The following is a 23,334-nucleotide window of genomic DNA, read 5'->3' as shown; positions in this document are numbered from 1 at the left end:
CGGGCGCAGCGCATACCGCGCACAGAGACCGATCAGGGAGGCGGCGTGACAGCCATCGAGCAGACCGAGGCGCGCCCACGTGGCACGCGCCTGCCGCGCCGGGCCCGACGCAACCAACTGCTGGGAGCAGCACAGGAGGTCTTCGTCGCGCAGGGTTACCACGCGGCAGCAATGGACGACATCGCCGACCGGGCGGGGGTCAGCAAGCCGGTGCTGTACCAGCACTTCCCGGGCAAGCTCGACCTCTACCTTGCGCTGCTGGACCAGCACTGCGAGTCGCTCCTGGAGGCCGTACGGGCCGCCCTCGCCTCCACGACCGACAACAAGCAACGCGTCGCGGCGACGATGGACGCCTACTTCGCGTACGTCGAGGACGAGGGGGGAGCGTTCCGGCTCGTCTTCGAGTCCGACCTCACCAACGAGCCCGCCGTCCGCGACCGCGTCGACAGGGTGAGCCTGGAGTGCGCCGAAGCCGTCAGCCAGGTCATCGCCGAGGACACCAAGCTCTCGCGGGACCAGTCGATGCTGCTCGCGGTGGGGCTGTGCGGAATGGCGCAGATCACCGCGCGCTACTGGCTCGGCTCGGGCCGTCCCATCCCGCGCGACGCGGCAGCGAAGCTGATCTCGTCCCTGTCGTGGAGGGGCATCGCCGGCTTCCCCATGCAGTGACCTCACGGAGGTTCCGACGGGGACCTCACACAAGCGTGCAAGGAGCCCCCGCGGAACCCCGCGGGGGCTCCCGCTTGTTCGCTCCGGGCGTGCGGAGCCGGGCCCCGGGACCGGCCGCCCTCGGGCTAATGTTGGCCCGGTACAGCGCGGCTGACCGCGTATTCAACTGCCCGTTCGGAGGGACATAGCCGTGGAGGTCAAGATCGGCGTGCAGCACGCGCCCCGCGAGATCGTCTTCGAGAGCAAGCAGACTCCCGAAGAAATCGAGAGCGCGGTGTCGGCCGCACTGGCCGACAGCGGCTCGAACATGCTCAACCTGGCGGACGAGCACGGTCGCAAGATCCTGGTTCCGGCGAACCGCGTCGCCTATGTCGAGATCGGTGAACACACCGGCCGCAAGGTGGGGTTCGGCACGATCTGAGTGCTCGGGCACTCATACGTCGGGCATTACGGCGGCTTCCCGAATCTTTCGGGGAGCCGCCGTTTCGCGTGCCTGCCACAAGGGGAGTACGGGAGCGACTCGAACTGCACGGTGGCCGGACCGGCCGCCGTCCACCCCGAGGAGGTCCCATGATCTGGGAGGCACTCGGCGCCATGGCCGTGGGACTGGCCATCGCCTGCGCCGCCACCCGGCAGCTGCCCGAGCGACTCCCCAACCGTTCACTCGTGCTCGCCACCGGGCCCGCAGCCGCGCTGCTGGGCGGGCTGATCTGTCACATCGTTCTCGGCGGAGGTCATTCGCTGGTGACGTTGACGGTCGCGGCGCTCGTGAGTGTGGCGATCCTCTCACTGCTTCTCGTCGAGGGCGTCCGCCCGACGCAGCGGCTGGGCGCCGAGGTCCCGAGCCCTCCGCACGTATAGGTGCGCGCGGGCCGAGCCGGCCGGGGAGCGTCCCGAGCACAGCTCATGCCCGGTCAAGCGCCGCCTGTCCGTCCCCGTCGCTCTTTCGGGCGTCGCGGACCGGCCGCAGAACGCCACTGACGACGGTCACTCCCCCTCGTACGCCGCGCCGGCGCCCCGCTCAGGCCGCCAGCCCCAGCGCCGCCATGCGCTTCGTGTGCGCCTCGGTGATCCGCGAGAACATCCGGCCGACCTCGGCCAGGTCGAATCCGTCCGCCAGGCCGCCCACCAGCATCGTCGAGAGCGCGTCGCGGTCCGCGACCACGCGCTGCGCCTGCGAGAGGGCCTCCCCCATCAGCCGCCGCGCCCACAGCGCCAGGCGTCCGCCGACCCGCGGGTCCGCCTCGATGGCGCCCCGCACCTTCTCCACGGCGAAGCTCGAATGCCCGCTGTCGTCGAGCACACCCAGCACCAGGGCACGGGTGTCGGAGTCGAGGCGCGTGGCCACCTCTCGGTAGAAGTCGGCAGCGATCGAGTCGCCGACGTACGCCTTGATCAGGCCCTCGAGCCAGTCGGACGGGGCGGTCTGCCGGTGGAATTCGTCCAGTGCCGCGGCGAAGGGCTGCATGGCCTCGGTCGGCTCGGCGTCGATGACCGACAGACGGTCCCGGAGCTGCGCGAAGTGCTGGAACTCGGCGGACGCCATGGAGGCCAGCTGTGCCTTGTCGGCGAGCGTGGGCGCGAGCTTCGCGTCCTCCGCGAGACGTTCGAAGGCCGAGAGCTCCCCGTAGGCAAGTGCACCCAGCAGATCCACCACTGCCGCCCGGTACGTGGGATCGGCGGACGCCTCGGCCCAGTCCTGGGTGGCGATCCCTGTGTGCACCGTCTCGGGGCTCTTCCCATTGGTCTCCATGCTGAGCACGATAGCCCGCACCACCTGGCCCGGAAGCCCCTGGTTCCGGCCTCGCAGGCCACAGTGAACTCGTACACAACAATCGCCCCGGTACACATGCGCGGATCCGGGGTACAGTGATATTGGCTCCCGCCAGACGGCGGGATGCATGTACGCAATTGCGGATGCCCGGTCGGAGGCCCGATCGGCTCCGACCCCGACAGCCCTCCGCGTGGCGCGTGATCCCCACCGTCCCGTGACCATGAGGGACCGCTCGCGTGAAGTGCGCTTGAGCGAGAGCCAGTGGTCCCGCACAGACCGGCGGGCCGGCAAGTCGCCGCCCCGGTTGATGCGGTACGACCCTCCTCGCCGCCTCCTCGCGCGTCACACAGAAGAGGCCAGCATCCTGACCACCACGACTTTCCGCGAACTCGGAATCCTTTCCGAGACTGCCGAAGCTCTCGAAGCCGTCGGCATCAACACTCCCTTCCCCATCCAGCAGATGACGCTCCCCGTCGCCCTCGCAGGCGGCGATGTGATCGGCCAGGCGAAGACCGGCACCGGCAAGACGCTGGGCTTCGGCCTTCCGCTGCTCGAATCCGTCACCGTGCCCGCCGACGTCGAGTCCGGCCGGGCCGAGCCGGAGCTGCTCACCGATTCCCCCCAGGCGCTCGTCGTCGTCCCCACGCGTGAGCTGTGCCAGCAGGTCACGAACGACCTGCTGACGGCGGGCAAGGTCCGCAACGTCCGCGTGCTGTCGATCTACGGCGGCCGCGCCTACGAGCCCCAGGTCGAGGCCCTCAGGAAGGGCGTCGACGTCGTCGTCGGAACCCCCGGGCGGCTGCTCGACCTGGCCGGACAGAAGAAGCTCCGGCTCTCCGACGTGCGCACACTCGTCCTGGACGAGGCCGACGAGATGCTCGACCTGGGCTTCCTCCCGGACGTCGAGAAGATCATCCAGATGCTGCCGGTGAAGCGGCAGACCATGCTCTTCTCGGCGACGATGCCGGGGCAGGTCATCTCCCTGGCCCGCCGCTACATGAGCCGCCCCACCCACATCCGCGCGTCCGAGCCGGACGACGTCGGCCAGACTGTGGCCAACACCACACAGCACGCCTTCCGCGCCCACTCCATGGACAAGCAGGAGATGGTGGCCCGCATACTGCAGGCCGAGGGCTGCGCACTCGCGATGATCTTCTGCCGTACGAAGCGGACGGCGGCCGACGTCGCCGACCAGCTCACCCGGCGCGGCTTCGCCGCGGGCGCCGTCCACGGCGACCTGGGCCAGGGCGCGCGGGAGCAGGCGCTGCGCGCCTTCCGCAACGGCAAGGTCAACGTCCTGGTCTGCACGGACGTGGCCGCACGTGGCATCGACGTCGACAACGTGACGCACGTCATCAATTACCAGACCCCCGAGGACGAGAAGACCTATCTGCACCGGATCGGGCGCACCGGCCGGGCCGGCGCCTCCGGTACGGCAGTGACGCTCGTCGACTGGGACGACATTCCGCGCTGGCAGCTGATCAACAAGGCGCTGGAGCTCGGGCTGCCGGACCCGGAGGAGACCTACTCCACCTCTCCGCACCTCTACGAGGCACTCGGCATCCCCGAGGCCACCAAGGGCGTCCTGCCGCGCGGCGAGCGGACCCGTGCGGGGCTCTCGGCGGAACAGGTCGAGGACCTGGGCGAGACGGGGCGTGGTCCGGCTCGCGGCCGTGGCGACCGTGGCCAGGACGGCGACTCCGCCGAACGCCCGAAGCGCACCCGCACGCCGCGCCAGCGGCGCCGTACGCGCAACGGCCGGCCGCTGGGTGACGATGACTCGGCGGCGCCGAAGGGGGCTGCCGAAGGCGCGCCCGTCACGCCGGCAGGCGGATCGGACGAGGACGGCACGAGCGCACGCAAGCCGCGTCGCAGGCGCCGCACGCGCAGCTCCGCCGCGAACGCGGCCTCCGGAGGCGCCACCGACGGCTCCGCGGGCGCCACAGCCACCGCCACGGCGGACGGCGGCCAGCGTGACGCCGCTGCCGAGGAGGGCGCCAGGCCGCGCCGCAGGCGCCGCACCCGCGGCAGCGGCACCAAGGCCGCACAGCAGCCGAAGGCGAGCCCCGAGAGCTGATCCGCTGACGCATCGCGCCGAGGCCCGGCACCCCGATGAGGGGGGCCGGGCCTCGCGGCGTGCGCCGGCCTCTCCGACCACGGGTGAGCGCGTGCGCGACGGTGCCCCGCGACGGCGGTAGCGGTAGCGTCCTCGCATGAGCAAGCCGCCGTCCCTCGGGCTGCCGCCCACGGTCCGCGCGTACCGACTGCCCACGGTGCGCGGAGAGTTCGCCGTACACGACGCGGGCGAACCCCGTCTCGGTACGGCGTTGCTGGTGCCGGGCTTCACCGGCAGCAAGGAGGACTTCCTCGCCCTGCTCGACCCGCTCGCCGGCCTTGGCTACCGGGTCGTCGCGGCCGACGGGCGCGGCCAGTACGAGACGGGCGGCCCGCGCGAGGAGTCCGCGTACGCGCAGCCGGAGCTCGCCCGTGACGTGCTCGCCCTCACCGCGGCGCTCCGGGAGGACGGAGCCCCCGGCATCCACCTGCTGGGGCACTCGCTGGGCGGCCTCGTCGCGCGTGCCGCCGTCATGCAGGACGATTCGCCCTTCCTGTCCCTCACCCTCATGAGCAGCGGCCCCGCCGCCGTCTCCGCGTCCCAGCAGCACCGGCTGAAGATGCTGCTGGGTGCGCTCGGGGTGATGGAGATGGAGGAAATCTGGCTGGCGATGTGCGAGCTGGACCCCGTGGAGGCAGCCGACGAGGAGACACCGCCCGAAGTGGCCGCATTCCTCCACCGCCGCTGGATGGCGAACGTGCCGGAACAACTCTCGGCCACCGCACAGCAGTTGCTCGGCGAGCCGGACAGGATCGACGAACTCACCGCTGCCCTTTCCCGCCGTGCGGAGCCTCTCCCCGTGCATGTGCTCTCCGGCTCCGAGGACTACGCCTGGCCGGTGCCGCTGCTGGACGAGACCGCCGTGCGGCTGGGCGCCGCCCGCACGGTCGTGGACGGCGCAGGTCACTCGCCGAACGCCGAGCGCCCGGCGGAGACGGCCCGCGCGCTCGCGTCGTTCTGGGACGGCAGCGGCGTCAGCCGGTGACGGAGCCGGTCGTCCGGCCGTCCCCCGCGTCCTCACCGGGCCCCGTGACGGGCGCGGCGCCGGACGCACGGGAGACGATCTCCTCATAGACCCCGGGATCCGTGGTGTGCTCGCCCAGGACGCAGCTCTTGCGGCTGCCGTGGTAGTCGCTGGAGCCGGTGGCGAGCAGCCCGAGGTCGCCGGCGAGGGCGTGCAGACGAGCGCGGGTGGCCGGTTCGTGGTCCATGTGGTCGGCCTCGACGCCGTCCAGCCCGGCGGCGGCCAGGTCCGCGATGGCGCTCTCCGGCACGCACTGGCCGCGCTTGGCGGCGAGCGGATGCGCGAAGACGGCGACGCCGCCCGCCGCCTTGATCAGGCGCAGCGCGTCGAACGGATCGAGCTCGTGCTTCTCTGCGTACGCCCGCCCGTCGTTCGCGATCCACTCCTCGGTGAACGCGTCCGAGACGCTCGCGACGACCCCTGCCTCGACCATGGCCGTGGCGATGTGCGGGCGGCCCACCGCCCCGTCGCCCGCGATCTCCTGCACCCGCTCCCACGTCACGTCGACGCCGAGGTCCCTCAGCTTGCCGACCATGCTGCGGGCACGCGGGACGCGGTCGTCGCGCACGAGCTCGCGCTCGCGTGCGAACTCCGGCTCGGCCGGATCGAAGAGGTAGGCCAGCATGTGCAGGCTGATGCCGTCGAGGCGGCACGAGAGCTCCGCGCCGGTGACGAGGGTGAGTCCTCGGGGCAGGGCGCGCGCTGCGGCCTCGTGCCCGGAGACGGTGTCGTGGTCCGTCAGCGCGACGACGTCGAGCCCGGCGGCCGCAGCTCCTCGGACCAGCTCCTCGGGGGTGTCCGTGCCGTCCGAGGCGGTGGAGTGAGTGTGCAGATCGATGCGCACGAGGAGGGCTCCAGCTGCGGACGAGGGCGTACGGCGGCGATGTCCCAGGATAGTGGCGGCCCCGGAGCTCCCCCGGGGCGGGCGGTCCGGGCCGGGTGACGACCACCGCAGGAAGAGCGCGGGGTCAGGAGATGATCCGCGGCGAGAGCGCGCCGCACGGGAGCAGGTCGACCTCCGCGCCGGCGTCACGCAGGTCCGTGAGGACGAGTTCGTCGTACAACAGCAGCCCCGACTGCTCTGGCCACACGATCGCCCACAACCACAGCCCGCGTGCCTCGCCCGCGAAGACGGCCCGGTCACTGGGCGAGCCTCCCACGTGCCACAGCGGTGTGGGCCTGCCGGCGGCGAGCACCTTCACGGGCGGCGGTTTGTCGACGCACATCCCGGGTCCCGGGTCGGGGCCGTCGATGCCCGCGTAGCGCGCGCCGAGCCCGACGCCCAACTCCTCCGCCACCAGGATGAGTTCGCCCGGGCCTCCGAGCGGTCCGGGACCGGAGCAGGCCACCGCCGTCGCGCGGCCGCCACTGCGGTCGTCGCCCGCGCAGGCGACACCGGAGAAGAGCCAGCCCACGGGCAGCGGCCACGGCATCCAGACGGGCACCTTCGTACGGCCGACGGCCACGGCGAGAGCTTCGACGCTGGGGGGAACGACGGGCTGCAACGGGTGCACCGTGCCGTGCAGATCGCACTGCCAGGTGTCGGCGAAGAGTCCGGGCGCCCGTACCCGGCCACCGCACTTCGGGCAACTGGGTTCGCCCCTCATGTTGAACAACGGTGCTCCCCGGTGGGCCCCGCGTCAAGGACGATCTCCTCGCCAAGAAGGACGGAGGAGCGTGGACGCGGGCCGTACCCCCGATTTCCGGCCGCGCGGCACCGCCGCTCAGCCTGCCAGCGGGACCGCCTCGCGCAGCGGATCACGCAGATCGGTGCCGTGCCGAAGCCAACGCTCCTGAAGCGCCTCCGCTCCCCGAGCCCGCTTCCACGCGGCCTCGTTGGGCGTCATCGGCAGCAGCGGCAGGAACCGCACCGGCTCCAGTGGGGCATCGAGCTCCAAGTCCTCGACCAGACCGCCCGGTTCGGCCACCAGCACGGACGTGAACGTGGCCCCGGGCCACAGCGGTTCACCGATGTCCAGGGACGCGCCGGGCGCGACGACGACCCCTTCGACCTGCGGGGAGGCCGCGAGCACGGCGAGCGGCCGCAGCACCTTGTCGGTCTCCGCGGCTCCGGGCCGTACGGACAGCACCAGTTCGGCGCGCGGCCCCCGGTCCGGGTCGGCGAGCGCCGCGGCGGGATCGGTCATGGGGGCGGCGGACATCCCGAGCGTCGCGTAGCGCACGATGCCGTCGTCCACGAACCGCAGGACCTCGATGCGTTCGGTACCGAGGAAGGTCACCGAGGCCCGCGCGTCCGGCTCGCCCAGGGCCGAACGCAGCCGTTCCTCCACCAGTTCCGCTACGACTGCCATGAAGCGAGCATAATCGCGTAAGGACGAGGCAAAGAGATGCGTCCGGCGGCTCGAACGGACACGGCACCGCCTGACCGGTGTTACCGTTGGCTGCTGGTCAGGCATGCGAATCGTCCCCCGACGGGGACCGGCCGGAGGAGGTGGGACTGACATGGATCCGAGTCGACCGTGCAGTACCAACTGCTCTTCCGTCGCAGACCCGCGCCCCCACTCCTGAGCGCCCTACTCCCCAGCCGTTTCGGCGGTGAAACCTCAGGGGGAAGCTTTTTCCCGGGGCCGTTCTCCACGGGTTCCGCAAGACGCGCGGGACGGAAGAGCGCAGAGCTCGCTCCACACCGTCCCGACAGCGAATCACCGAACGCCGTCGCGACCGGCACCGAGCGGTACCCGCTTTGCAGACCTCCGGCCGTCGAAGCACCGTGACGAATCCGTAGGTCCACATTCCGGGCAGCGCTGAGCCGGGCCGTGCGGCACCGACAAGGAGCCCAGCATGTCGATGATCCGAGACCTGCGCGCCGCCGTCCGCCCCTCCCTGCGCAAGGGAAGCCGCTCGGCGTACCCGTACGAGAACACCCGCACCGACGCCGCCGGCACCGCCGTCGTCGACTGCGCCGTCTACCGCGACGGCAGGCGCGTCGACGCGAGCCTGAGCCCCGACGAGGCGCTGAGCCGCGTGCGCACCAGCGGTGGCCGCGAGTTCGTGTGGATCGGTCTGCACGAGCCGACGGAGAGGGAGTTCTCCGGCATCGCCACGGAGTACGGGCTGCACCCGCTGGCCGTCGAGGACGCCGTGCACGCACACCAGCGCCCGAAGCTGGAGCGCTACGACGACAGCGTGTTCACCGTCTTCAAGACCATCCACTACGTGGAGCACGCCGAACTCACCGCGACCAGCGAGGTGGTGGAGACCGGCGAGGTGATGTGTTTCACAGGCCGGGACTACATCATCACGGTGCGCCACGGCGGCCAGGGCTCGCTGCGAGCCCTGCGGCACCGCATGGAGGACGACGCCGAACTGCTCGCCAAGGGTCCGTCGGTGGTGCTGCACGCGATCGCGGACCAGACGGTGGACGGGTACCTCGCAGTGGCCGACGCCGTCCAGGACGACATCGACGAGGTCGAGATCGAGGTCTTCTCGAACACGACGGGTACCGGACGGCGTGGCGGCGACGCGGGGCGCATCTACCAGCTCAAGCGCGAGGTCCTGGAGTTCAAGAGGGCCGTCTCTCCGCTGCTGCGCCCGATGCAGCTGGTGAGCGAGCGGCCGATGCAGGTGATCGACCCGGAGATCCAGAAGTACTTCCGCGACGTTGCCGACCACCTGACCCGGGTCAACGAGCAGGTGCTGGCCTTCGACGATCTTCTCAACTCGATCCTCCAGGCCAACCTCGCGCAGGCGACCGTCGCCCAGAACGAGGACATGCGCAAGATCACCTCGTGGGCGGCGATCTTTGCCGTGCCGACCATGATCGCCGGCATCTACGGGATGAACTTCAAGTACATGCCTGAACTGGGCTGGAAATACGGCTATCCGACAGTGATGGCCGTCACGGTCACGATCTGCGTCGCCATCTATCGCGGCTTCAAGCGCAACGGGTGGCTCTGACGAGGGGCATCGCCGAACGGAGTTGACGCACGACGTTGACGGGCGGAGGCGACAGGCGGCCACGGCGCCTCCGGCCTCTCCGCTTCCGGCCCGGTAGCCTGCGCACATGACGCTGCTCGATCACGCCCTTATCGAGGAGGCCAGCAAGAAGTCCGGCCTCATCTGGGTGCGCGGCCCGGAGGGCCCTCCGCGCGCCCTGTGGCACGTGTGGCACGACGGCGCCGTCTGCATCGTCGGCGGCGGTCCGCTCGAACAGCCCCTCGACGGCCTCGGGTTGAGGGATGGCGGCACGGCGACGGTCAGCGTGCGCAGCAAGGACAAGGGCGGCCGCCTGGTCGTCTGGCCCGCGCGGGTCGCCGAGTTGGCGCCGCACGGCGAGCGGTGGGAGACGGTCGTCGGCGAGCTGAGGGGTAAGCGGCTCAACGCCCCCGACTTCCCCACGCTGTCCGAACGCTGGGCGCGCGAGTGCCGGGTGCTGAGGCTGGAGCCCGTGGGCACGCCCGTCGAGAAGCCCGGCGCCATGCCCGACGATTCGCAGGCGGCGGTCCCCCTGCCGACACCCGCGACGACCCGCCGCCGCATCCCCGTGGGTCTGCCCAGGCTGCTCTTCCGCAGACGCCGTCAGCACGGCGCGTGACGGACGTGGGAAGCCGGGCCCCTGGCAGGGCGCGGGGCCCGGCGGCTCAGCCCTTGTTGGCGACGATCTTCCTGCCGTAGTCCACGACTTGCTGCTTCGCGGGAGCCTGCACCTCGAACTCCTTGTTCCAGTCGTCGAGTTCGAGCGTGCCCGCACCGCCCGCGCGCTCGATGCGCAGCGGATACGGAGTGCCGTCCAGCGAGACGTCGACGATGCCGCCGCTTCCTCCGGCCCCCTGGACCCGGACTGTGCTGACGCCGCCCACCTCGCCGCGTTCGCCGCTGTCGCGCTTGCCGCTCAGCGCCAGCAGCCCGTCCAGCAGCACCTGCATGTCGGCGAAACCACTGAGCTGCTTGTAGGCCGGGTCACCGGACGGCACCTTCACGTACTTGTCGTCGAGCTTGCCCGCCGCCTGTACATCGGACTTGGAGGGCTGCTTGCCGCCCTTCTCCTGGCGCGCCCAGAACCGCGCGTCCGCCTTGAGGTACAACTCCTTGCCGACTCGCAGCAGCCAGAACGTCGAGCCGCCGTTGACGGCGACCTTGCCCATGGCCCCGTCGCGCTTGAGCCGTACGTTCAGACGGTAGGTCTGGCCCTTGCTGACGACGGTCCCGGACAGCTTGACCGAGTTGGCGCTCTCAGCGGCGGCCCGTGCCTTCTTCTCGATCTTGGGTGCGGAGAGCTTGCCGACTCCGTTGGTGCCCGCGTCGGGGTCGCTGCTTCCGCATGCGGCCAGCACCACTGTGAGTCCCACGCAGACGGCGCCCTTGAGGATCATGCTTCCTCGTGTGTCCCCTGCCTTCGGCGGGGAGGCCCCATAAGCGCTTCCAACCACGTCGGCAACCTCCTGGAGAACGGGCCGGGAGACGCACCTTACCGGTGCCCGGACCCGGGGGCGGACGGCAGCCGTCCGGACCATCGCGCAAGGTCCCACAAGGCCGCACCAGGCTAGGCTGAAGACCGCAAAGGGTGCGTATGCACCGGAGTACGTACGGACGAGGAGGGCCCGACCGATGGCCGCAGGCTCCTCCCGGGTCTTCGTGTCGCACCTGTCAGGCGTCGCCGTCTTCGACCCGAACGGCGACCAGGTGGGACGGGTGCGCGACGTCGTCGTGATGCTGCGCGGACAGCCCGCGGCGGAGATCGACGGCCCGCAGCGCGACCGGCCGCCGAGCGTGCTGGGGCTCGTGGTCGAAGTGGTCAGCAGACGGCGGGTATTCCTGCCGATGACCCGTGTCACAGGTGTGGAGTCCGGCCAGGTAATCACCACGGGAGTGGTGAACATGCGCCGCTTCGAGCAGCGCCCCGCCGAGACTCTGGTCCTGGGGGAACTGCTGGACCGTCAGGTGATGCTGGTGGAGACCGGCGAGGAGGTCACCGTCCTCGACGTCGGGATCCAGCAGCTCCCGGCACGCCGCGACTGGCAGATCGACAAGGTGTTCGTGCGGCGCGGACGCCGCGGCAAGGGCGGCGCACTCCGGCGGCGCGGCGAGACGCTGACCGTCGAGTGGTCGGCCGTCACCGGCTTCTCCGTGGCGGAGAAGGAGCAGGGCGCCGCCACGCTGCTGGCCACCTTCGAACGCATGCGGCCCGCGGACATCGCCAACACCGTCCACCATCTCTCGGCGAAACGCCGGGTGGAGGTCGCGGCCGCGCTCGACGACGACCGGCTCGCGGACGTGCTGGAGGAACTGCCCACCGACGACCAGGTCGAGCTCCTCGACGAGCTGCCCGACGAGCGTGCCGCGGACGTACTCGAGGCCATGGACCCCGACGACGCCGCCGATCTCCTCTCCGAGCTCGCCGAGCACGACAAGGAGCGGCTGCTCCAGCTGATGCGGCCCCAGGACGCGGCCCCCGTACGGCGGCTGCTGTCGTACGAGGAGGGGACCGCCGGCAACATGATGACGACGGAGCCCATCGTGCTCCAGCCGGACGACACCGTCGCGCTGGCGCTCGCGCGGGTGCGCAACGCCGACCTGTCGGCCCCGCTGGCCGCGCAGGTCTTCGTCTGCCGTCCGCCCGACGAGACCCCCACGGGGAAGTACCTGGGGCTCGTCCACTTCCAGCGGCTGCTGCGGGACCCGCCGTTCACGCTCGTCGGCTCGATCGTCGACACCGATCTGCGTCCGCTGCCGCCGGAGACGACGCTGCCGTCGGTGAGCAGCTATCTCGCGACGTACAACATCGTGGCGGCGCCCGTCGTCGACGAGGGCGGTCATCTGCTGGGCGCCGTCACGGTCGACGACGTCCTCGACCATCTCCTGCCGGACGACTGGCGTGAGGAGGCCGCACAGCGGCTACCCGGCGCCGGTGGACCGCGAGCGGAGGGGGTCGCACGGCATGGCGGCTGAACGGGACAGGGACCGGATCCGGGACCGCGAGAAAGGGCGCGGCCGCGACCGTGAGCGGGACCGGGGACGCGAGGGTGTCCGTGAGCGCGAGCGGGACCGGGAACGCGAAGAGGCCCGTGAGCGCGAAAGGGACCGCGAGCGCAGCACGCGCGGCCGGCTGGACGTGCCGCGGGCCCCGCGGCGCCGGCTGCTGCCGGAGTACGATCCCGACGCCTTCGGGCGGCTGTCGGAGGAGATCGCACGCTTTCTGGGCACGGGCCGGTTCATCGTCTGGATGACGTTCGTCGTCATCGTCTGGATCGCGTGGAACGTGCTGCTGCCGGCGCCGCTGCGCTTCGACGAATACCCCTTCATCTTTCTGACCCTCGCCCTGTCGCTGCAGGCGTCGTACGCGGCGCCGCTGATCCTGCTCGCGCAGAACAGGCAGGACGACCGCGACCGGGTCAACCTGGAGCAGGACCGTAAACAGAACGAGCGCAGCATCGCCGACACCGAGTTCCTCACTCGCGAGATCGCCTCGCTCCGCATGGGTCTCGGCGAGGTGGCCACCCGCGACTGGATCCGATCCGAACTCCAGGAACTGGTCAAGGACCTGGAACAGACGGGACACATGGAGCGCACCGCCGAGAGGACCGGCAGCCGCGGCGGAGGTACGCCGGACGGGGGGTGACCCGCATCACTCCCGCTTCGAGTCGCTGCGCACACCCGCGCCTTCGGGTGCCCCGCGGGGCGGCCGTACCATTTGCGCATGGCTACCGACACTCCCCCAGAGTCCGTGCGGGAGGGGGATCCCTCTGCGACCCCTCCCACCGAGGACGCAGTACGTGCCGCGCTCGCGACCGTCGACGACCCTGAGATCCACCGGCCGATCACCGACCTCGGCATGGTGAAGTCCATCGGCATCGCGGCCGACGGCGCCGTCGACGTCGGAATCTATCTGACGGTTTCCGGCTGCCCGCTGCGCGAGACGATCACCTCCAACGTGACCGAGGCGGTCCAGGGTGTCGAGGGCGTCACGCGTGTCTCCGTGGAGCTCGATGTGATGAGCGACGAGCAGCGCCGTGAGCTGGCCTCCTCCCTACGAGGCGGCAAGGCCGAACGCGAGGTGCCCTTCGCCCAGCCCAGTTCGCTGACCCGCGTCTACTGCGTGGCCTCCGGCAAGGGCGGCGTGGGCAAGTCGTCGGTGACCGTCAACCTGGCCGCCGCGCTCGCTGCCGAGGGCCAGAAGGTCGGCGTGGTCGATGCGGACATATACGGCCACTCCGTGCCGCGGATGCTCGGCACCGACGGCCGGCCGACGCAGGTCGAGGACATGATCATGCCGCCGTCCGCACACGGCGTGAAGGTCATCTCGATCGGCATGTTCACGCCCGGCAACGCCCCCGTGGTCTGGCGCGGCCCGATGCTCCACCGCGCGCTCCAGCAGTTCCTCGCGGACGTCTTCTGGGGCGACCTCGACGTGCTGCTCCTCGACCTGCCGCCCGGCACGGGCGACATCGCCATCTCCGTCGCCCAGCTCGTGCCCAACGCCGAGATCCTGGTCGTGACGACTCCACAGCAGGCCGCCGCGGAGGTCGCGGAGCGCGCCGGTTCCATCGCGGTGCAGACCCACCAGAAGATCATCGGCGTCATCGAGAACATGTCGGGCATGCCCTGCCCGCACTGCGACGAGATGGTCGACGTCTTCGGCACGGGCGGCGGCCAGCGGGTCGCCGAGGGGCTCACCAAGACGACCGGCACCGAAGTGCCGGTGCTGGGTGCCATCCCCATCGACCTGAGGCTGCGTGAGGGCGGCGACGAGGGCAAGCCGGTCGTGCTCAGCGACCCCGACTCGCCCGCAGGATCGGAACTGCGCGCGGTGGCCTCGAAGATCGCCGCACGTCAGCGTGGGCTTTCGGGCATGTCGCTGGGTCTGACGCCGAGCAACAAGTTCTGACGACCCGGCAGGCGCGGTCGCAACCATGGGCGCCGCAGGTCTCAGCGGACAGACAGACGCGTGAGGGGTGCCCCGGGGCGGGGGCACCCCTCACGCGTTGTCGATGTCGTGCCTTCAGTCACTGCTGGTAGCTGGTGATGTCCTTCACGACGGCGAAGCCCAACCCGTAAGCGCTCATTCCGCGCCCGTACGCACCGATGTGCACGCCTTCCTGTGCCGCACCGGCGAGAACCCAGCCGTACTCCGACTCGCGGTAGTGGAAGTCGGTCGGGACTCCGTCCACCGGCAGTGTCAGCGTGGACCATCCGGCACCGCCGAGATCGTCGGCGAGCTCCCACGCCACACTCGTCTGCTGGTCGAGCCAGTCCTGACGCAGGCCGCGCTCCATCTCCTGCGGCCAGGTGCAGGACAGCAGCCCCGAGCCGGCGAGCCACGCGGCCGTGGACACGGATGTCGCCTCCAGCACTCCGGTGCCGTCCGCGCTGCGCCGCACAGGACGGCTCGCGACCGTGACGGTGACCGCGAAGCGCTGATTGTCCGGATTCGCCTCGACCTTGAGTGAGGGCACCTCGCCATGCCCCGTCGAACCGTGCTCGACGGTGCCGTCCGCCGTCGTGCCGACCTGCATCAGCCAACGTGGTCCGCTGAAAGCCTCGTCGAGGCCGTACCACGGGAAGGAAGCCGTCAAAAACCCGTCCACAGCCCGCTCGTCACCGGTTTCCTCCGGTGCGGCGGGCCCGGGTTCTCCGGCCACCGTACTCGTCGTCTCCATCTTCCGACGCCTCCTCAATGCCCTGTGCCACGGGCAGCCTGCCCCCCTCGGACGGCGAACCCCGGACACTGGGAGGATAGCCACCCGGGTCCGCCGTTTCGGGCATGACCAAACAACGGCCCTTCTTCAGGGACGTGAGATGCGCCTCTCAGGTGACCCGCATGAGGCAGATGATGCGGGCGGTGGGCAAAGTGCCCGGCTATGTGACCCGAAAGACTCAGGTCGCGTCGGCGTCGAACGGCGGCGGTTCGTCCTTCGGGCGCTCCCGCCGGCTCTCCTTGCTGAGCGGGTCGGAGGTGTCCAGGTCCGTGGCCGTGCCGCCCTTGGTCAGGCTCGTACGGCTTCCGCTGCCGCTGCTCTTGCCGCGTGCCCCGACACTCTCGGTGCCGTTCACCGCGTCCGTGACGTCGGACATGTCGTCACGGAAGTCCAGGCTGCTGCGGATCTCCTTGAGGCCCAGGTCGTCGCCGTCGAGCAGGTGCTTGCGGGCGAAGGTCTTCGGATTCAGATCCTGGAAGTCGAAGTCCTTGAACTCGGGCCCGAGCTCGGAGCGGATGTCGTCCCTGGCGTTGTCGGAGAACTGGCGCACCTTCCGGATGAAACCGGACACATCCTGGATCACCTTCGGCAGTTTCTCGGGACCGAAGACGAGGACCGCGAGGACGACGAGCGCGACCAGCTCTAGGGGTCCTATGTCGAAGAACACCTTGCAGCTCCCTCATCCTCATGCGTTCGCGGGCAGTGGTGGGGCCCGGTCTCACGGTACCCGCAGTGCGGGTCACGGTGGGAGCCCACCTCGGCATCCGCACGAACGGACCCGGGAGTGCGGCCGATTCCCGTGGAACCGCAATTCACCCTTTCCCAGCGGGACTTCGGCCCCGTCGGCCACTTCGGCCGAGCGTGGTGGAACTGTGCGGCGGCCGTTCGCTCAGCGCTGCGGCGGGGCCGCCGTGGTGACCGGTTCGGTCACGCCCTCGCGGACCTGGCGGATCGCGCCGCCCGGGAACGCGTCCGCGGGAAGCCCCGCATACGACTCGGCGCCGTACCCATAGGGGCCCAGCGCCCCGGAGGCCCGGGCGGGCCCCATCGTCCCGGCGGAGAAGAAGGCCTCGCGCAGCAGCGGACGAGGGCCGGGGCCGACGCGCTCACCCTCCACCGGCGGTGCTGTGGGCGCCGCCCAGGGAGCGCCTCGCTGGAATCCCGTGCCGCGGCCCGCCTTCAGCGTCGCACCACTGCTGTCACCGGAGGTCGCGGTCGCGCTCAATACCGTGTCGCTCACTGCGCTCTGCGCCGCGCTCGCGTCCCGGCGGCGGCGCTCGCGGTCGCTGCTGCCGCCCGAGGAGGCCGTGCGTACGGAGCTGGCAGCGGCCGTGCCATTGTCACCTTTGGCGATGGAGGGGCCGCTGCCGGCCGTGCTGGAGCCCACGCCGCCCGCAAGGGCGAGGGCCGCCAGCGAGACCGCGCCTGCCGCCGCGAAGGCGAAGCGGCGGCCTCGCGAGGTGAGCCGCTCCATCTCGTGTATCCGGAAGCCGCGGCTGGGCGAGAGGGCACTGCCGCCCCGTCCGCCGCGAAGCTGCTCGAGGGCCCAGAGGGCGCCGCCGGACTCGGCACGCTTCATCTGCGCGGCCGTGCCGGAGACGCCACCGGCGGACTTGCCTCCGCCGATGCCGCCGGAACCCGACGGCATACCGTCATCCGGGCCGTCGCCGGGCCCGCAGGCCGGCAGGCCCTGGAGCCGCGCCAGCAAACCGTCCGAAGGGGGCGGGGGCGCGGTGTCCGCGAAGACGTTCTTCACGCGGCGCTGCGCGTCGGCCTCCGCCTTGCAGCCGCCGCAGGTCGCCAGGTGCGACAGCACACGTTCGCGTGCGTCATGCCCGAGCTCGCCGTCGATCAACGCCGCGAGGCGGTCACCGAGATGCAGCTCGGCCGGAGTGAGCTCTCTCTCCGGCTGCGGAGCTCTGCCGCCCATGCCTGCGCCACTCACGCGGCACCTACCTCCCCACTCCCTACGGCGGGAGCGGCTGCACTCAGGGAACGCTGCTGCTCCGCGCGTGCCTCGGGCGAACGGTGCTGCAGAGCCTTGCGCAGCTGCGAACGCCCCCGGTGGATGCGGCTGCGCACGGTGCCCAGCTTCACGCCGAGCGTGGCAGCGATCTCCTCGTACGAAAGTCCTTCGATGTCGCAGAGCACCACGGCGGCACGGAACTCCGGCGCGAGAGTGTCCAGCGCCTGCTGGACGTCCGCGTCGAAGTGGGTGTCGTTGAAGTGCTGCTGCGGCGTCGGCTCACGGCTGGGAAGGCGCTCTGCGGCGTCCTCGGCGAGCGCGTCGAAGCGGATGCGCTGCTTTCGGCGCACCGTGTCGAGGAAGAGGTTCGTGGTGATGCGGTGCAGCCAGCCCTCGAACGTGCCGGGCGTGTACGTCGACAGGGAACGGAAGACGCGGACGAAGACCTCCTGAGTGAGATCCTCGGCGTCGTGCTGGTTACCGGTCAGGCGGTAGGCGAGACGGTAGACGCGCGCACTGTGCGTGCTGACGATCTCCTCCCACGAAGGAGGGGTCCACGCCTGGCTCTCCGCATCGGTGTCGAACGTCGCCGTCGTCGCGGATTCGGCGGGGCGGACCTGGTCAGCGGTGTCTGTCACGGATTTCGGCTCGTCCGCCGACCTGCGAAAACGCCGGAGCATTCCACGGTCCCGGACAGCAGCCGCACCTCCCCTGTCGGCTCTGGTGGTGTCCAGTGGAATCCCAACCATAACCACCTCGCCCGTTAGCTCCGGATAAGCACTTTTGACCGGCTCACCGTTCGGCCGCTCTTTCTGCTTCACCGTCGTCGATCGCAATTCCACGACACCCCCCTTGCACCTTCCATCTGATTTCAACGCTCGGTCCCATCAGCGGGTTCCCGGGGCAACGGATACAGTCACCGTTGCGTGGAGGACGGGGACAGGAGAGGGCCATTACCGGCAACCGGCAGTCGAGCTGGGCGTTCGCCGATGCCTACGGCGCCGAGCTCGTCGACGACGCCGAGAACGCGGCGCTGCGCTGGGCACGTGAGCGGGCTCAGCAGGCGGGCGTGCGCGCGGTGTCCCCCGCCACCGGTGCCACACTGCGTCTGCTGGCCGCTGCCGCGGGCGCCAAGGCGGTCGCCGAGATCGGCACCGGGACGGGCGTCTCCGGCATCCATCTGATGGCCGGGATGCGGCACGACGGCGTTCTCACGACGGTGGACACCGACCCCGAGCAGCAGCAGTTCGCACGGCAGGCTTTCCGAGCCGCCGGCTTCGCCGGGAACCGGGCGCGGTTCATCCCGGGATCCGCCCTCGACGTGCTGCCGCGCCTGGCCGACCGCGGCTACGACCTGGTCTTCTGCGACGGGGACCGTTCGGAGTGCCTGGAGTACTTCGCCGAGGCGCTGCGCCTACTGCGGCCCGGCGGCCTCGTCTGCTTCGAAGGCGTCTTCGCCAACGGCCGCACCGTCGACTCCAGCGCCCAGCCCGCCGAGGTGCGCAAGCTGCGCGAACTGCTCGGCGCCGTACGGGAGAGCACCGAGCTGGTGCCGTCGCTGCTGCCCGTGGGAGACGGACTGCTCTGCGCGGTCAAGCGCGAGCAGTGACCGCGCAGGGCCCCCGTGACGGTCGGCACGCCCCTGTGCGCCCGGTCACGAGCCGGTGCACCAGTGATGGAACACATCTGCCCCGGAGCACGATGCGTGCTCCGGGGCAGTGGAGAACCCACTGATGGCTCGCTCGGTCCGCGCGTGCGGGCCGCCCGCTGCCGGGCGTCAGCCGCAGACCTTCTTGAGCTCCTCACCGAGCGCAGTCGCCTCATCCGGGGTCAGCTCGACGACGAGTCGCCCACCGCCTTCGAGCGGAACGCGCATGACGATGCCCCGCCCCTCCTTGGTCACCTCGAGCGGGCCGTCACCCGTCCGCGGCTTCATGGCCGCCATGCTCGTTCCCCTTCCTGAAACCAGCTGATCGCAGCCGACAACGAGCGTGTCACCGGCATCGAACACATTGCTTCAGAACCATTATCCCGCATCGCAGGACCCGATGACCAACAAGAGGTCGCACTACTTGTGACTCGCTCTCACCCAAAACCACTCATTCCGCCGACGAAGCTGCGATACTGCTCCGCTTCACCTCGTGATGCCCCGTCCGAAGGCATCGTCGACGGGCCCGTTCCACAACCATTGCCCGGGCGGGAGCGCCCGGGGGGACGCCCTGTCGGCTCCCGATGATCTGAGCCATGCTTGCCCCATGTCGGACACCGTGCTCTATGACGTGACCGAGGGTCTCGCGACGGTCACCCTCAACCGCCCTGATGCGATGAACGCGCTCAACAACGAGCTCAAATCGGCCCTGCGCGACACCCTCCGCAAGGCTGCCGAGGACGAGGACGTCAGGGCCGTACTCCTCACCGGGAACGGACGCGCGTTCTGCGTGGGTCAGGATCTGAAGGAACACATCGGCGCCCTGCAGGAGGGCGGGGGCAACGCCCTCAGCACGGTCGAAGACCATTACAACCCCATCACGCTCGCCATCGCGGGCATGCCGAAACCGGTCGTGGTGGCCGTCAACGGGGTCGCCGCCGGCGCGGGGGCCGGCTTCGCCTTCGCAGCCGACTACCGCCTGCTCGCCGAGTCCGCCGCGTTCAACACCTCCTTCGCCGGGATCGCGCTGACCGCGGACTCGGGGATCTCCTGGACGCTGCCCCGTCTCGTCGGTCCCGGACGGGCGGCGGACCTGCTGCTCTTCCCGCGGAGCGTGCGCTCCGGCGAGGCGCTCGAACTGGGGCTGGCGCACCGGGTCGTGCCGGACGGCGACCTCGCCGAGCAGGCCGGGACGGTGGCACGCGAGCTGGCCCAGGGGCCCACCCGCGCATACGCGGCCATCAAGGAGTCGCTGGCCTTCGGCGCAGGGCACTCGCTGGCCGAGACGCTGGAGAAGGAGGCCGAACTCCAGGTGCGCGCCGGAGCTTCGAAGGACCACCAGGCAGCGGTCGAGGCGTTCGTGAAGAAGGAGAAGCCGCGCTTCACCGGCCAGTGAGCCGTGGGGGCCGGCGTCTGCCGTCAGCCGACGCCGGCTCCCATCTCGTCCCGCGCCCAGCAGTCGGCCAGGTGATCGTTGACCAGGCCGCACGCCTGCATCAGCGCGTACGCCGTGGTGGGACCGACGAAGCGGAAGCCGCGCTTCTTCAGGTCCTTCGCGAGCGCCGTCGACTCCGGTGTGACCGCGGGGATCTCGCGGTGCATACGGGGCGCGGGGCGCCGCTCCGGGTCGGGGGCGAACGACCAGATCAGCGAATCCAGTTCACCCTCGCCGAGCGAGGCAGCGACCTGCGCGTTGGCGACGGCCGCCCGGATCTTCGCGCGGTTGCGGATGATGCCGGTGTCGCCGAGCAGCCGCTCCTCGTCCTCCGCCGTGAACGCCGCCACCTTCGCGATGTGGAAGCCCGCGAAGGCCGCGCGGAAGCCCTCGCGGCGGCGGAGGATCGTCAGCCAGGACAGACCGGACTGGAACGCCTCGAGGCACAGCCGCTCGAAGAGCGCGTCGTCACCGTGGACGGGGCGGCCCCACTCGGTGTCGTGGTACGCGACGTAGTCGTCGGCGGACAGACCCCACGGGCAGCGCAGCACCCCGTCGGGGCCCGGCTGCGCACCTCCCTCAACGGCCATCGGGCCGCTCCTGCGCTTCCTGCACGAAATTCGCCGTACCGTAATCGCCGAAATCGCCGCTGCCGCCGGGACCGCCGCCGCCCGTGGCACCCGGCCCGCGGCCGACGCCCGGGTCCCCGCGCCCCATCGCCGCGGCCTGGGCGCCCGCCAGCGCCGACTCCAGCTCCGCGATGCGGGCGTCGCGCTCGGCCAGCTCGGCCCCGAGCCTGTCCAGCACGTCGTCGACCTGCTGCATCCGGTATCCCCTGGCCGTGACCGGCAGCCGCAGCCCGTCCACGTCCAGCCGGCTGACAGGACGGCCCGCCGGCAGCGGCTCGTCGAGCTGGTCGGGCGGGGCGTCCCTGAGGCCGCCGGTGACGGTGCCGCCCCGCTCGTCCCCGGAACTGCCCACCACGGCAAGCGTGACCGCGGCGACGACCACGGCAAGCGAGATCAGCAGGAACCAGAACACGGCCAACTCCCCGAGGAATTCTCCGCGAGAGGGCCTCTCGCGGATCTTCTGCGAGAGAGCCCTCTCGCAGACGTCCGGATGACTACGGCTTCCTATGGTCCCTGATCGTGCCACGCCCCACTGACACAACCGACAGGTCCGGAAGCGGAGCGCCCATGACCGCCCGTTAAGGTCGGCTCCGGGGGGAAACGGCGCATGCCTCCCCTCTGTGCCGAGCGAGAGGATGGCGATGCTGCGCCTGGGGACACGCGAATTCGGTCCGCACGAGATGGTGATCATGGCCATCGTGAACCGGACGCCGGACTCCTTCTACGACCGTGGTGCCACCTTCCTCGACGAGCCCGCGCTGGAGCGGGTCGAGAGGGCGGTGGCCGAGGGCGCGGACATCATCGACATCGGCGGCGTGAAGGCCGGACCTGGCGAGGAGGTGTCGGCCGAGGAGGAGGTGCGGCGCACCGTGGGCTTCGTCGCCGAGGTCCGCCGCCGCCATCCGGACATCGTCATCAGTGTCGACACCTGGCGCCACGAGGTCGGCGAGGCGGTGTGCGCCGCCGGTGCGGATCTGCTCAACGACGCGTGGGGCGGGGTCGATCCGGCGCTCGCCGAGGTCGCCGGAAGGCACGGCGTCGGCCTGGTGTGCACGCACGCGGGAGGCGCCGAGCCGCGCACGCGTCCGCACCGGGTCAGCTACGACGGCGAGGGCGGTGTGATGGCCGACATCCTGCGCGTGACGCTGGGCCTGGCCGAGCGCGCCGTCGCTCTGGGGGTGCCCAGGGACGCCGTCCTCATTGACCCCGGGCACGACTTCGGCAAGTCCACGCGCCACTCGCTCGAAGCCACCCGCGGCCTGGAGGAGATGACGCGCAGCGGCTGGCCGGTGCTCGTGTCGCTGTCCAACAAGGACTTCGTGGGCGAGACGCTGGACGTGTCCCTGCAGGAACGGCTGACGGGCACCCTCGCCACCACCGCGATCTCGGCGTGGCTGGGTGCACGCGTCTACCGCGTCCACGAGGTCGCCGAGACGCGTCAGGTGCTGGAGATGGTCGCGTCGATCGCGGGGCACCGGCCGCCCGCCGTGGCGCGGCGCGGGCTCGCCTGAGCGGAGGCGGGGCCGCGGCCCCGCCCGGGGCGTTCGCGCCCGGCCCTCAGCCGGCTTCCTTGGTCACGACGGCGACGGCTTCCTCGATGTCGTCCGTCACGTGGAAGAGCTCGACGTCGCGCGCGGACGCCTTGCCCTGTGCGACGACCGACCCGTGCAGCCAGTCCACGAGGCCCTGCCAGTAGCCGCTGCCGAAGAGGACGATGGGGAAGCGCGTGACCTTCTTGGTCTGCACGAGGGTCATCGCCTCGAACAGCTCGTCCATCGTCCCGAGCCCGCCGGGCAGGACGACGAAACCCTGCGCGTACTTCACGAACATGGTCTTGCGCACGAAGAAGTAACGGAAGTTCACGCCGATGTCGACGTAGGGGTTGAGGCCCTGCTCGAAGGGCAGCTCGATGCCGAGCCCGACGGAGGTCCCGCCCGCCTCGAGCGCTCCCTTGTTGGCGGCCTCCATCGCACCGGGGCCGCCGCCGGTGATCACCCCGAATCCGGCCTCGGTCAGGGCTGCCCCGATCCGCACGCCCGCCTCGTACTCCGGCGAGTCGACCGGCGTGCGGGCGGACCCGAAGACGCTGATGGCGGGGCCGAGTTCGGCCAGTGCGCCGAAGCCCTCCACGAACTCCGACTGGATGCGCATCACCCGCCACGGGTCCTGGTGCACCCAGTCCGAAGGTCCGGTGGTGTCCAGCAGCCGCTGGTCGGTCGTCTCGGCCTGCATCTGCTTGCGGCGGCGCACCACCGGACCGAGACGCTGCTCGCGCGGCTTCCGTGCTCGGTCCCGCTCCGTGCTGGTCATCCCAGGCTCCCTCCGGACTGCGATCATTCTGATTCAGCGTACGCACGGAGAGCCCGTACCGACGTGACAGAGAGCGGCACTCCGTCCGGCGGGAACCCGGCGGGCGG

Annotated in this window: 26 protein-coding genes; 13 read left to right on the top strand and 13 right to left on the bottom strand. The window is 70.8% G+C overall.

The window, feature by feature from the left end; all coding sequences use genetic code 11:
• Positions 1-45: 45 nt before the first annotated feature.
• From I004_RS0102135 to I004_RS0102125, 3 genes are all read left to right on the top strand, one after another.
• On the top strand, positions 46-669 hold the full coding sequence (locus I004_RS0102135) for a TetR/AcrR family transcriptional regulator (protein ID WP_028434141.1): 624 nt from the start codon (positions 46-48) through the stop codon (positions 667-669).
• 190 nt (positions 670-859) lie between these two features.
• On the top strand, positions 860-1,090 hold the full coding sequence (locus tag I004_RS0102130; protein ID WP_028434140.1) for a DUF3107 domain-containing protein: 231 nt from the start codon (positions 860-862) through the stop codon (positions 1,088-1,090).
• A gap of 149 nt (positions 1,091-1,239) precedes the next feature.
• Positions 1,240-1,530 (top strand): hypothetical protein, encoded by a 291-nt coding sequence (locus I004_RS0102125; RefSeq protein WP_028434139.1) that lies wholly within the window; start codon positions 1,240-1,242, stop codon positions 1,528-1,530.
• A 160-nt stretch (positions 1,531-1,690) separates the two neighbouring features.
• Here I004_RS0102125 and I004_RS0102120 read toward each other — a convergent pair whose 3' ends face one another.
• Positions 1,691-2,422: a ferritin-like fold-containing protein gene (locus I004_RS0102120; protein WP_028434138.1), complete on the bottom strand. Its 732-nt coding sequence runs from the start codon at positions 2,420-2,422 to the stop codon at positions 1,691-1,693.
• Between the two features lie 328 nt (positions 2,423-2,750).
• Between I004_RS0102120 and I004_RS0102115 the strand changes: the two genes are divergently transcribed.
• Together I004_RS0102115 and I004_RS0102110 are read left to right on the top strand one after the other, a co-directional pair.
• Complete coding sequence (locus I004_RS0102115; protein ID WP_028434137.1) at positions 2,751-4,520, top strand: DEAD/DEAH box helicase; 1,770 nt, start codon at positions 2,751-2,753, stop codon at positions 4,518-4,520.
• 136 nt (positions 4,521-4,656) lie between these two features.
• Positions 4,657-5,544 (top strand): alpha/beta fold hydrolase, encoded by an 888-nt coding sequence (locus tag I004_RS0102110; protein WP_028434136.1) that lies wholly within the window; start codon positions 4,657-4,659, stop codon positions 5,542-5,544.
• Here I004_RS0102110 and I004_RS31635 read toward each other — a convergent pair.
• From I004_RS31635 to I004_RS0102095, 3 genes are all read right to left on the bottom strand, one after another.
• A complete protein-coding gene (locus I004_RS31635) occupies positions 5,534-6,427 on the bottom strand; it encodes a PHP domain-containing protein (protein ID WP_037974574.1) in 894 nt (297 codons plus the stop codon). The two genes, I004_RS0102110 and I004_RS31635, sit on opposite strands and share 11 nt — an antisense overlap.
• A 124-nt stretch (positions 6,428-6,551) precedes the next feature.
• A complete protein-coding gene (locus I004_RS0102100) occupies positions 6,552-7,190 on the bottom strand; it encodes a DUF6758 family protein (protein ID WP_028434135.1) in 639 nt (212 codons plus the stop codon).
• Positions 7,191-7,307: 117 nt separating this feature from the next.
• A complete protein-coding gene (locus I004_RS0102095; RefSeq protein ID WP_028434134.1) occupies positions 7,308-7,895 on the bottom strand; it encodes a suppressor of fused domain protein in 588 nt (195 codons plus the stop codon).
• A 490-nt stretch (positions 7,896-8,385) separates the two neighbouring features.
• Here I004_RS0102095 and I004_RS0102090 point away from each other — a divergent pair, with 490 nt between their 5' ends.
• Together I004_RS0102090 and I004_RS0102085 are read left to right on the top strand one after the other, a co-directional pair.
• On the top strand, positions 8,386-9,501 hold the full coding sequence (locus I004_RS0102090) for a magnesium and cobalt transport protein CorA (RefSeq protein ID WP_028434133.1): 1,116 nt from the start codon (positions 8,386-8,388) through the stop codon (positions 9,499-9,501).
• Between the two features lie 106 nt (positions 9,502-9,607).
• Positions 9,608-10,138: a hypothetical protein gene (locus tag I004_RS0102085; protein WP_028434132.1), complete on the top strand. Its 531-nt coding sequence runs from the start codon at positions 9,608-9,610 to the stop codon at positions 10,136-10,138.
• A gap of 46 nt (positions 10,139-10,184) precedes the next feature.
• On the opposite strand, the gene I004_RS0102080 is transcribed toward I004_RS0102085, so the two are convergent.
• On the bottom strand, positions 10,185-10,916 hold the full coding sequence (locus I004_RS0102080) for a hypothetical protein (protein ID WP_051344594.1): 732 nt from the start codon (positions 10,914-10,916) through the stop codon (positions 10,185-10,187).
• A gap of 235 nt (positions 10,917-11,151) precedes the next feature.
• Between I004_RS0102080 and I004_RS31630 the strand changes: the two genes are divergently transcribed.
• The 3 genes from I004_RS31630 (at position 11,152) to I004_RS0102065 (ending at position 14,428) form a co-directional block, all read left to right on the top strand.
• Entirely contained in the window at positions 11,152-12,492 is a 1,341-nt protein-coding gene (locus I004_RS31630) for a magnesium transporter MgtE N-terminal domain-containing protein (protein WP_051344593.1), read from the top strand.
• Positions 12,482-13,162: a DUF1003 domain-containing protein gene (locus I004_RS31625; RefSeq protein ID WP_078510785.1), complete on the top strand. Its 681-nt coding sequence runs from the start codon at positions 12,482-12,484 to the stop codon at positions 13,160-13,162. The genes I004_RS31630 and I004_RS31625 overlap by 11 nt, the downstream gene beginning before the upstream one ends.
• A gap of 78 nt (positions 13,163-13,240) precedes the next feature.
• Positions 13,241-14,428: an Mrp/NBP35 family ATP-binding protein gene (locus tag I004_RS0102065; protein WP_037974573.1), complete on the top strand. Its 1,188-nt coding sequence runs from the start codon at positions 13,241-13,243 to the stop codon at positions 14,426-14,428.
• A 118-nt stretch (positions 14,429-14,546) separates the two neighbouring features.
• On the opposite strand, the gene I004_RS0102060 is transcribed toward I004_RS0102065, so the two are convergent.
• The 4 genes from I004_RS0102060 to sigE all read right to left on the bottom strand — a co-directional run bounded on the left by I004_RS0102060 (position 14,547) and on the right by sigE (position 17,954).
• A complete protein-coding gene (locus tag I004_RS0102060; protein ID WP_028434129.1) occupies positions 14,547-15,200 on the bottom strand; it encodes a hypothetical protein in 654 nt (217 codons plus the stop codon).
• 217 nt (positions 15,201-15,417) lie between these two features.
• Positions 15,418-15,906 carry a sec-independent translocase gene (locus tag I004_RS0102055; RefSeq protein WP_028434128.1) on the bottom strand — a complete coding sequence of 163 codons (489 nt, stop codon included), beginning with the start codon at positions 15,904-15,906 and terminating at the stop codon, positions 15,418-15,420.
• Positions 15,907-16,128: 222 nt separating this feature from the next.
• Positions 16,129-17,184: a zf-HC2 domain-containing protein gene (locus I004_RS37340; protein WP_486579670.1), complete on the bottom strand. Its 1,056-nt coding sequence runs from the start codon at positions 17,182-17,184 to the stop codon at positions 16,129-16,131.
• Positions 17,181-17,954: an RNA polymerase sigma factor SigE gene (sigE, locus tag I004_RS0102045; RefSeq protein ID WP_199779310.1), complete on the bottom strand. Its 774-nt coding sequence runs from the start codon at positions 17,952-17,954 to the stop codon at positions 17,181-17,183. The genes I004_RS37340 and sigE overlap by 4 nt, the downstream gene beginning before the upstream one ends.
• Before the next feature lie 173 nt (positions 17,955-18,127).
• Between sigE and I004_RS0102040 the strand changes: the two genes are divergently transcribed.
• Positions 18,128-18,814 carry an O-methyltransferase gene (locus tag I004_RS0102040; protein ID WP_028434126.1) on the top strand — a complete coding sequence of 229 codons (687 nt, stop codon included), beginning with the start codon at positions 18,128-18,130 and terminating at the stop codon, positions 18,812-18,814.
• 168 nt (positions 18,815-18,982) lie between these two features.
• Here the strand turns inward: I004_RS0102040 and I004_RS37895 are convergent, their stop codons facing one another.
• Positions 18,983-19,150, bottom strand: coding sequence for a DUF3117 domain-containing protein (locus I004_RS37895; RefSeq protein ID WP_016469583.1), 168 nt, complete (start codon positions 19,148-19,150; stop codon positions 18,983-18,985).
• A gap of 310 nt (positions 19,151-19,460) precedes the next feature.
• On the opposite strand from I004_RS37895, the gene I004_RS0102030 reads away from it, so the two are divergent.
• Positions 19,461-20,249: an enoyl-CoA hydratase-related protein gene (locus tag I004_RS0102030; protein ID WP_028434125.1), complete on the top strand. Its 789-nt coding sequence runs from the start codon at positions 19,461-19,463 to the stop codon at positions 20,247-20,249.
• Positions 20,250-20,272: 23 nt separating this feature from the next.
• On the opposite strand, the gene I004_RS0102025 is transcribed toward I004_RS0102030, so the two are convergent.
• Together I004_RS0102025 and I004_RS31615 are read right to left on the bottom strand one after the other, a co-directional pair.
• Complete coding sequence (locus I004_RS0102025; RefSeq protein ID WP_028434124.1) at positions 20,273-20,878, bottom strand: DNA-3-methyladenine glycosylase I; 606 nt, start codon at positions 20,876-20,878, stop codon at positions 20,273-20,275.
• Positions 20,868-21,329 carry a DivIVA domain-containing protein gene (locus I004_RS31615; protein WP_037974571.1) on the bottom strand — a complete coding sequence of 154 codons (462 nt, stop codon included), beginning with the start codon at positions 21,327-21,329 and terminating at the stop codon, positions 20,868-20,870. The genes I004_RS0102025 and I004_RS31615 overlap by 11 nt, the downstream gene beginning before the upstream one ends.
• Before the next feature lie 229 nt (positions 21,330-21,558).
• On the opposite strand from I004_RS31615, the gene folP reads away from it, so the two are divergent.
• A complete protein-coding gene (folP, locus tag I004_RS0102015; RefSeq protein ID WP_028434123.1) occupies positions 21,559-22,428 on the top strand; it encodes a dihydropteroate synthase in 870 nt (289 codons plus the stop codon).
• Between the two features lie 46 nt (positions 22,429-22,474).
• Here the strand turns inward: folP and I004_RS0102010 are convergent, their stop codons facing one another.
• Positions 22,475-23,227, bottom strand: coding sequence for an LOG family protein (locus I004_RS0102010; RefSeq protein WP_028434122.1), 753 nt, complete (start codon positions 23,225-23,227; stop codon positions 22,475-22,477).
• Positions 23,228-23,334 lie beyond the last annotated feature (107 nt).

This window comes from Streptomyces sp. TAA486 (assembly GCF_000426165.1).
The sequence above is the reverse complement of the archived record's forward strand: the minus strand, read 5'-3'. Positions and strand labels throughout refer to the sequence as shown.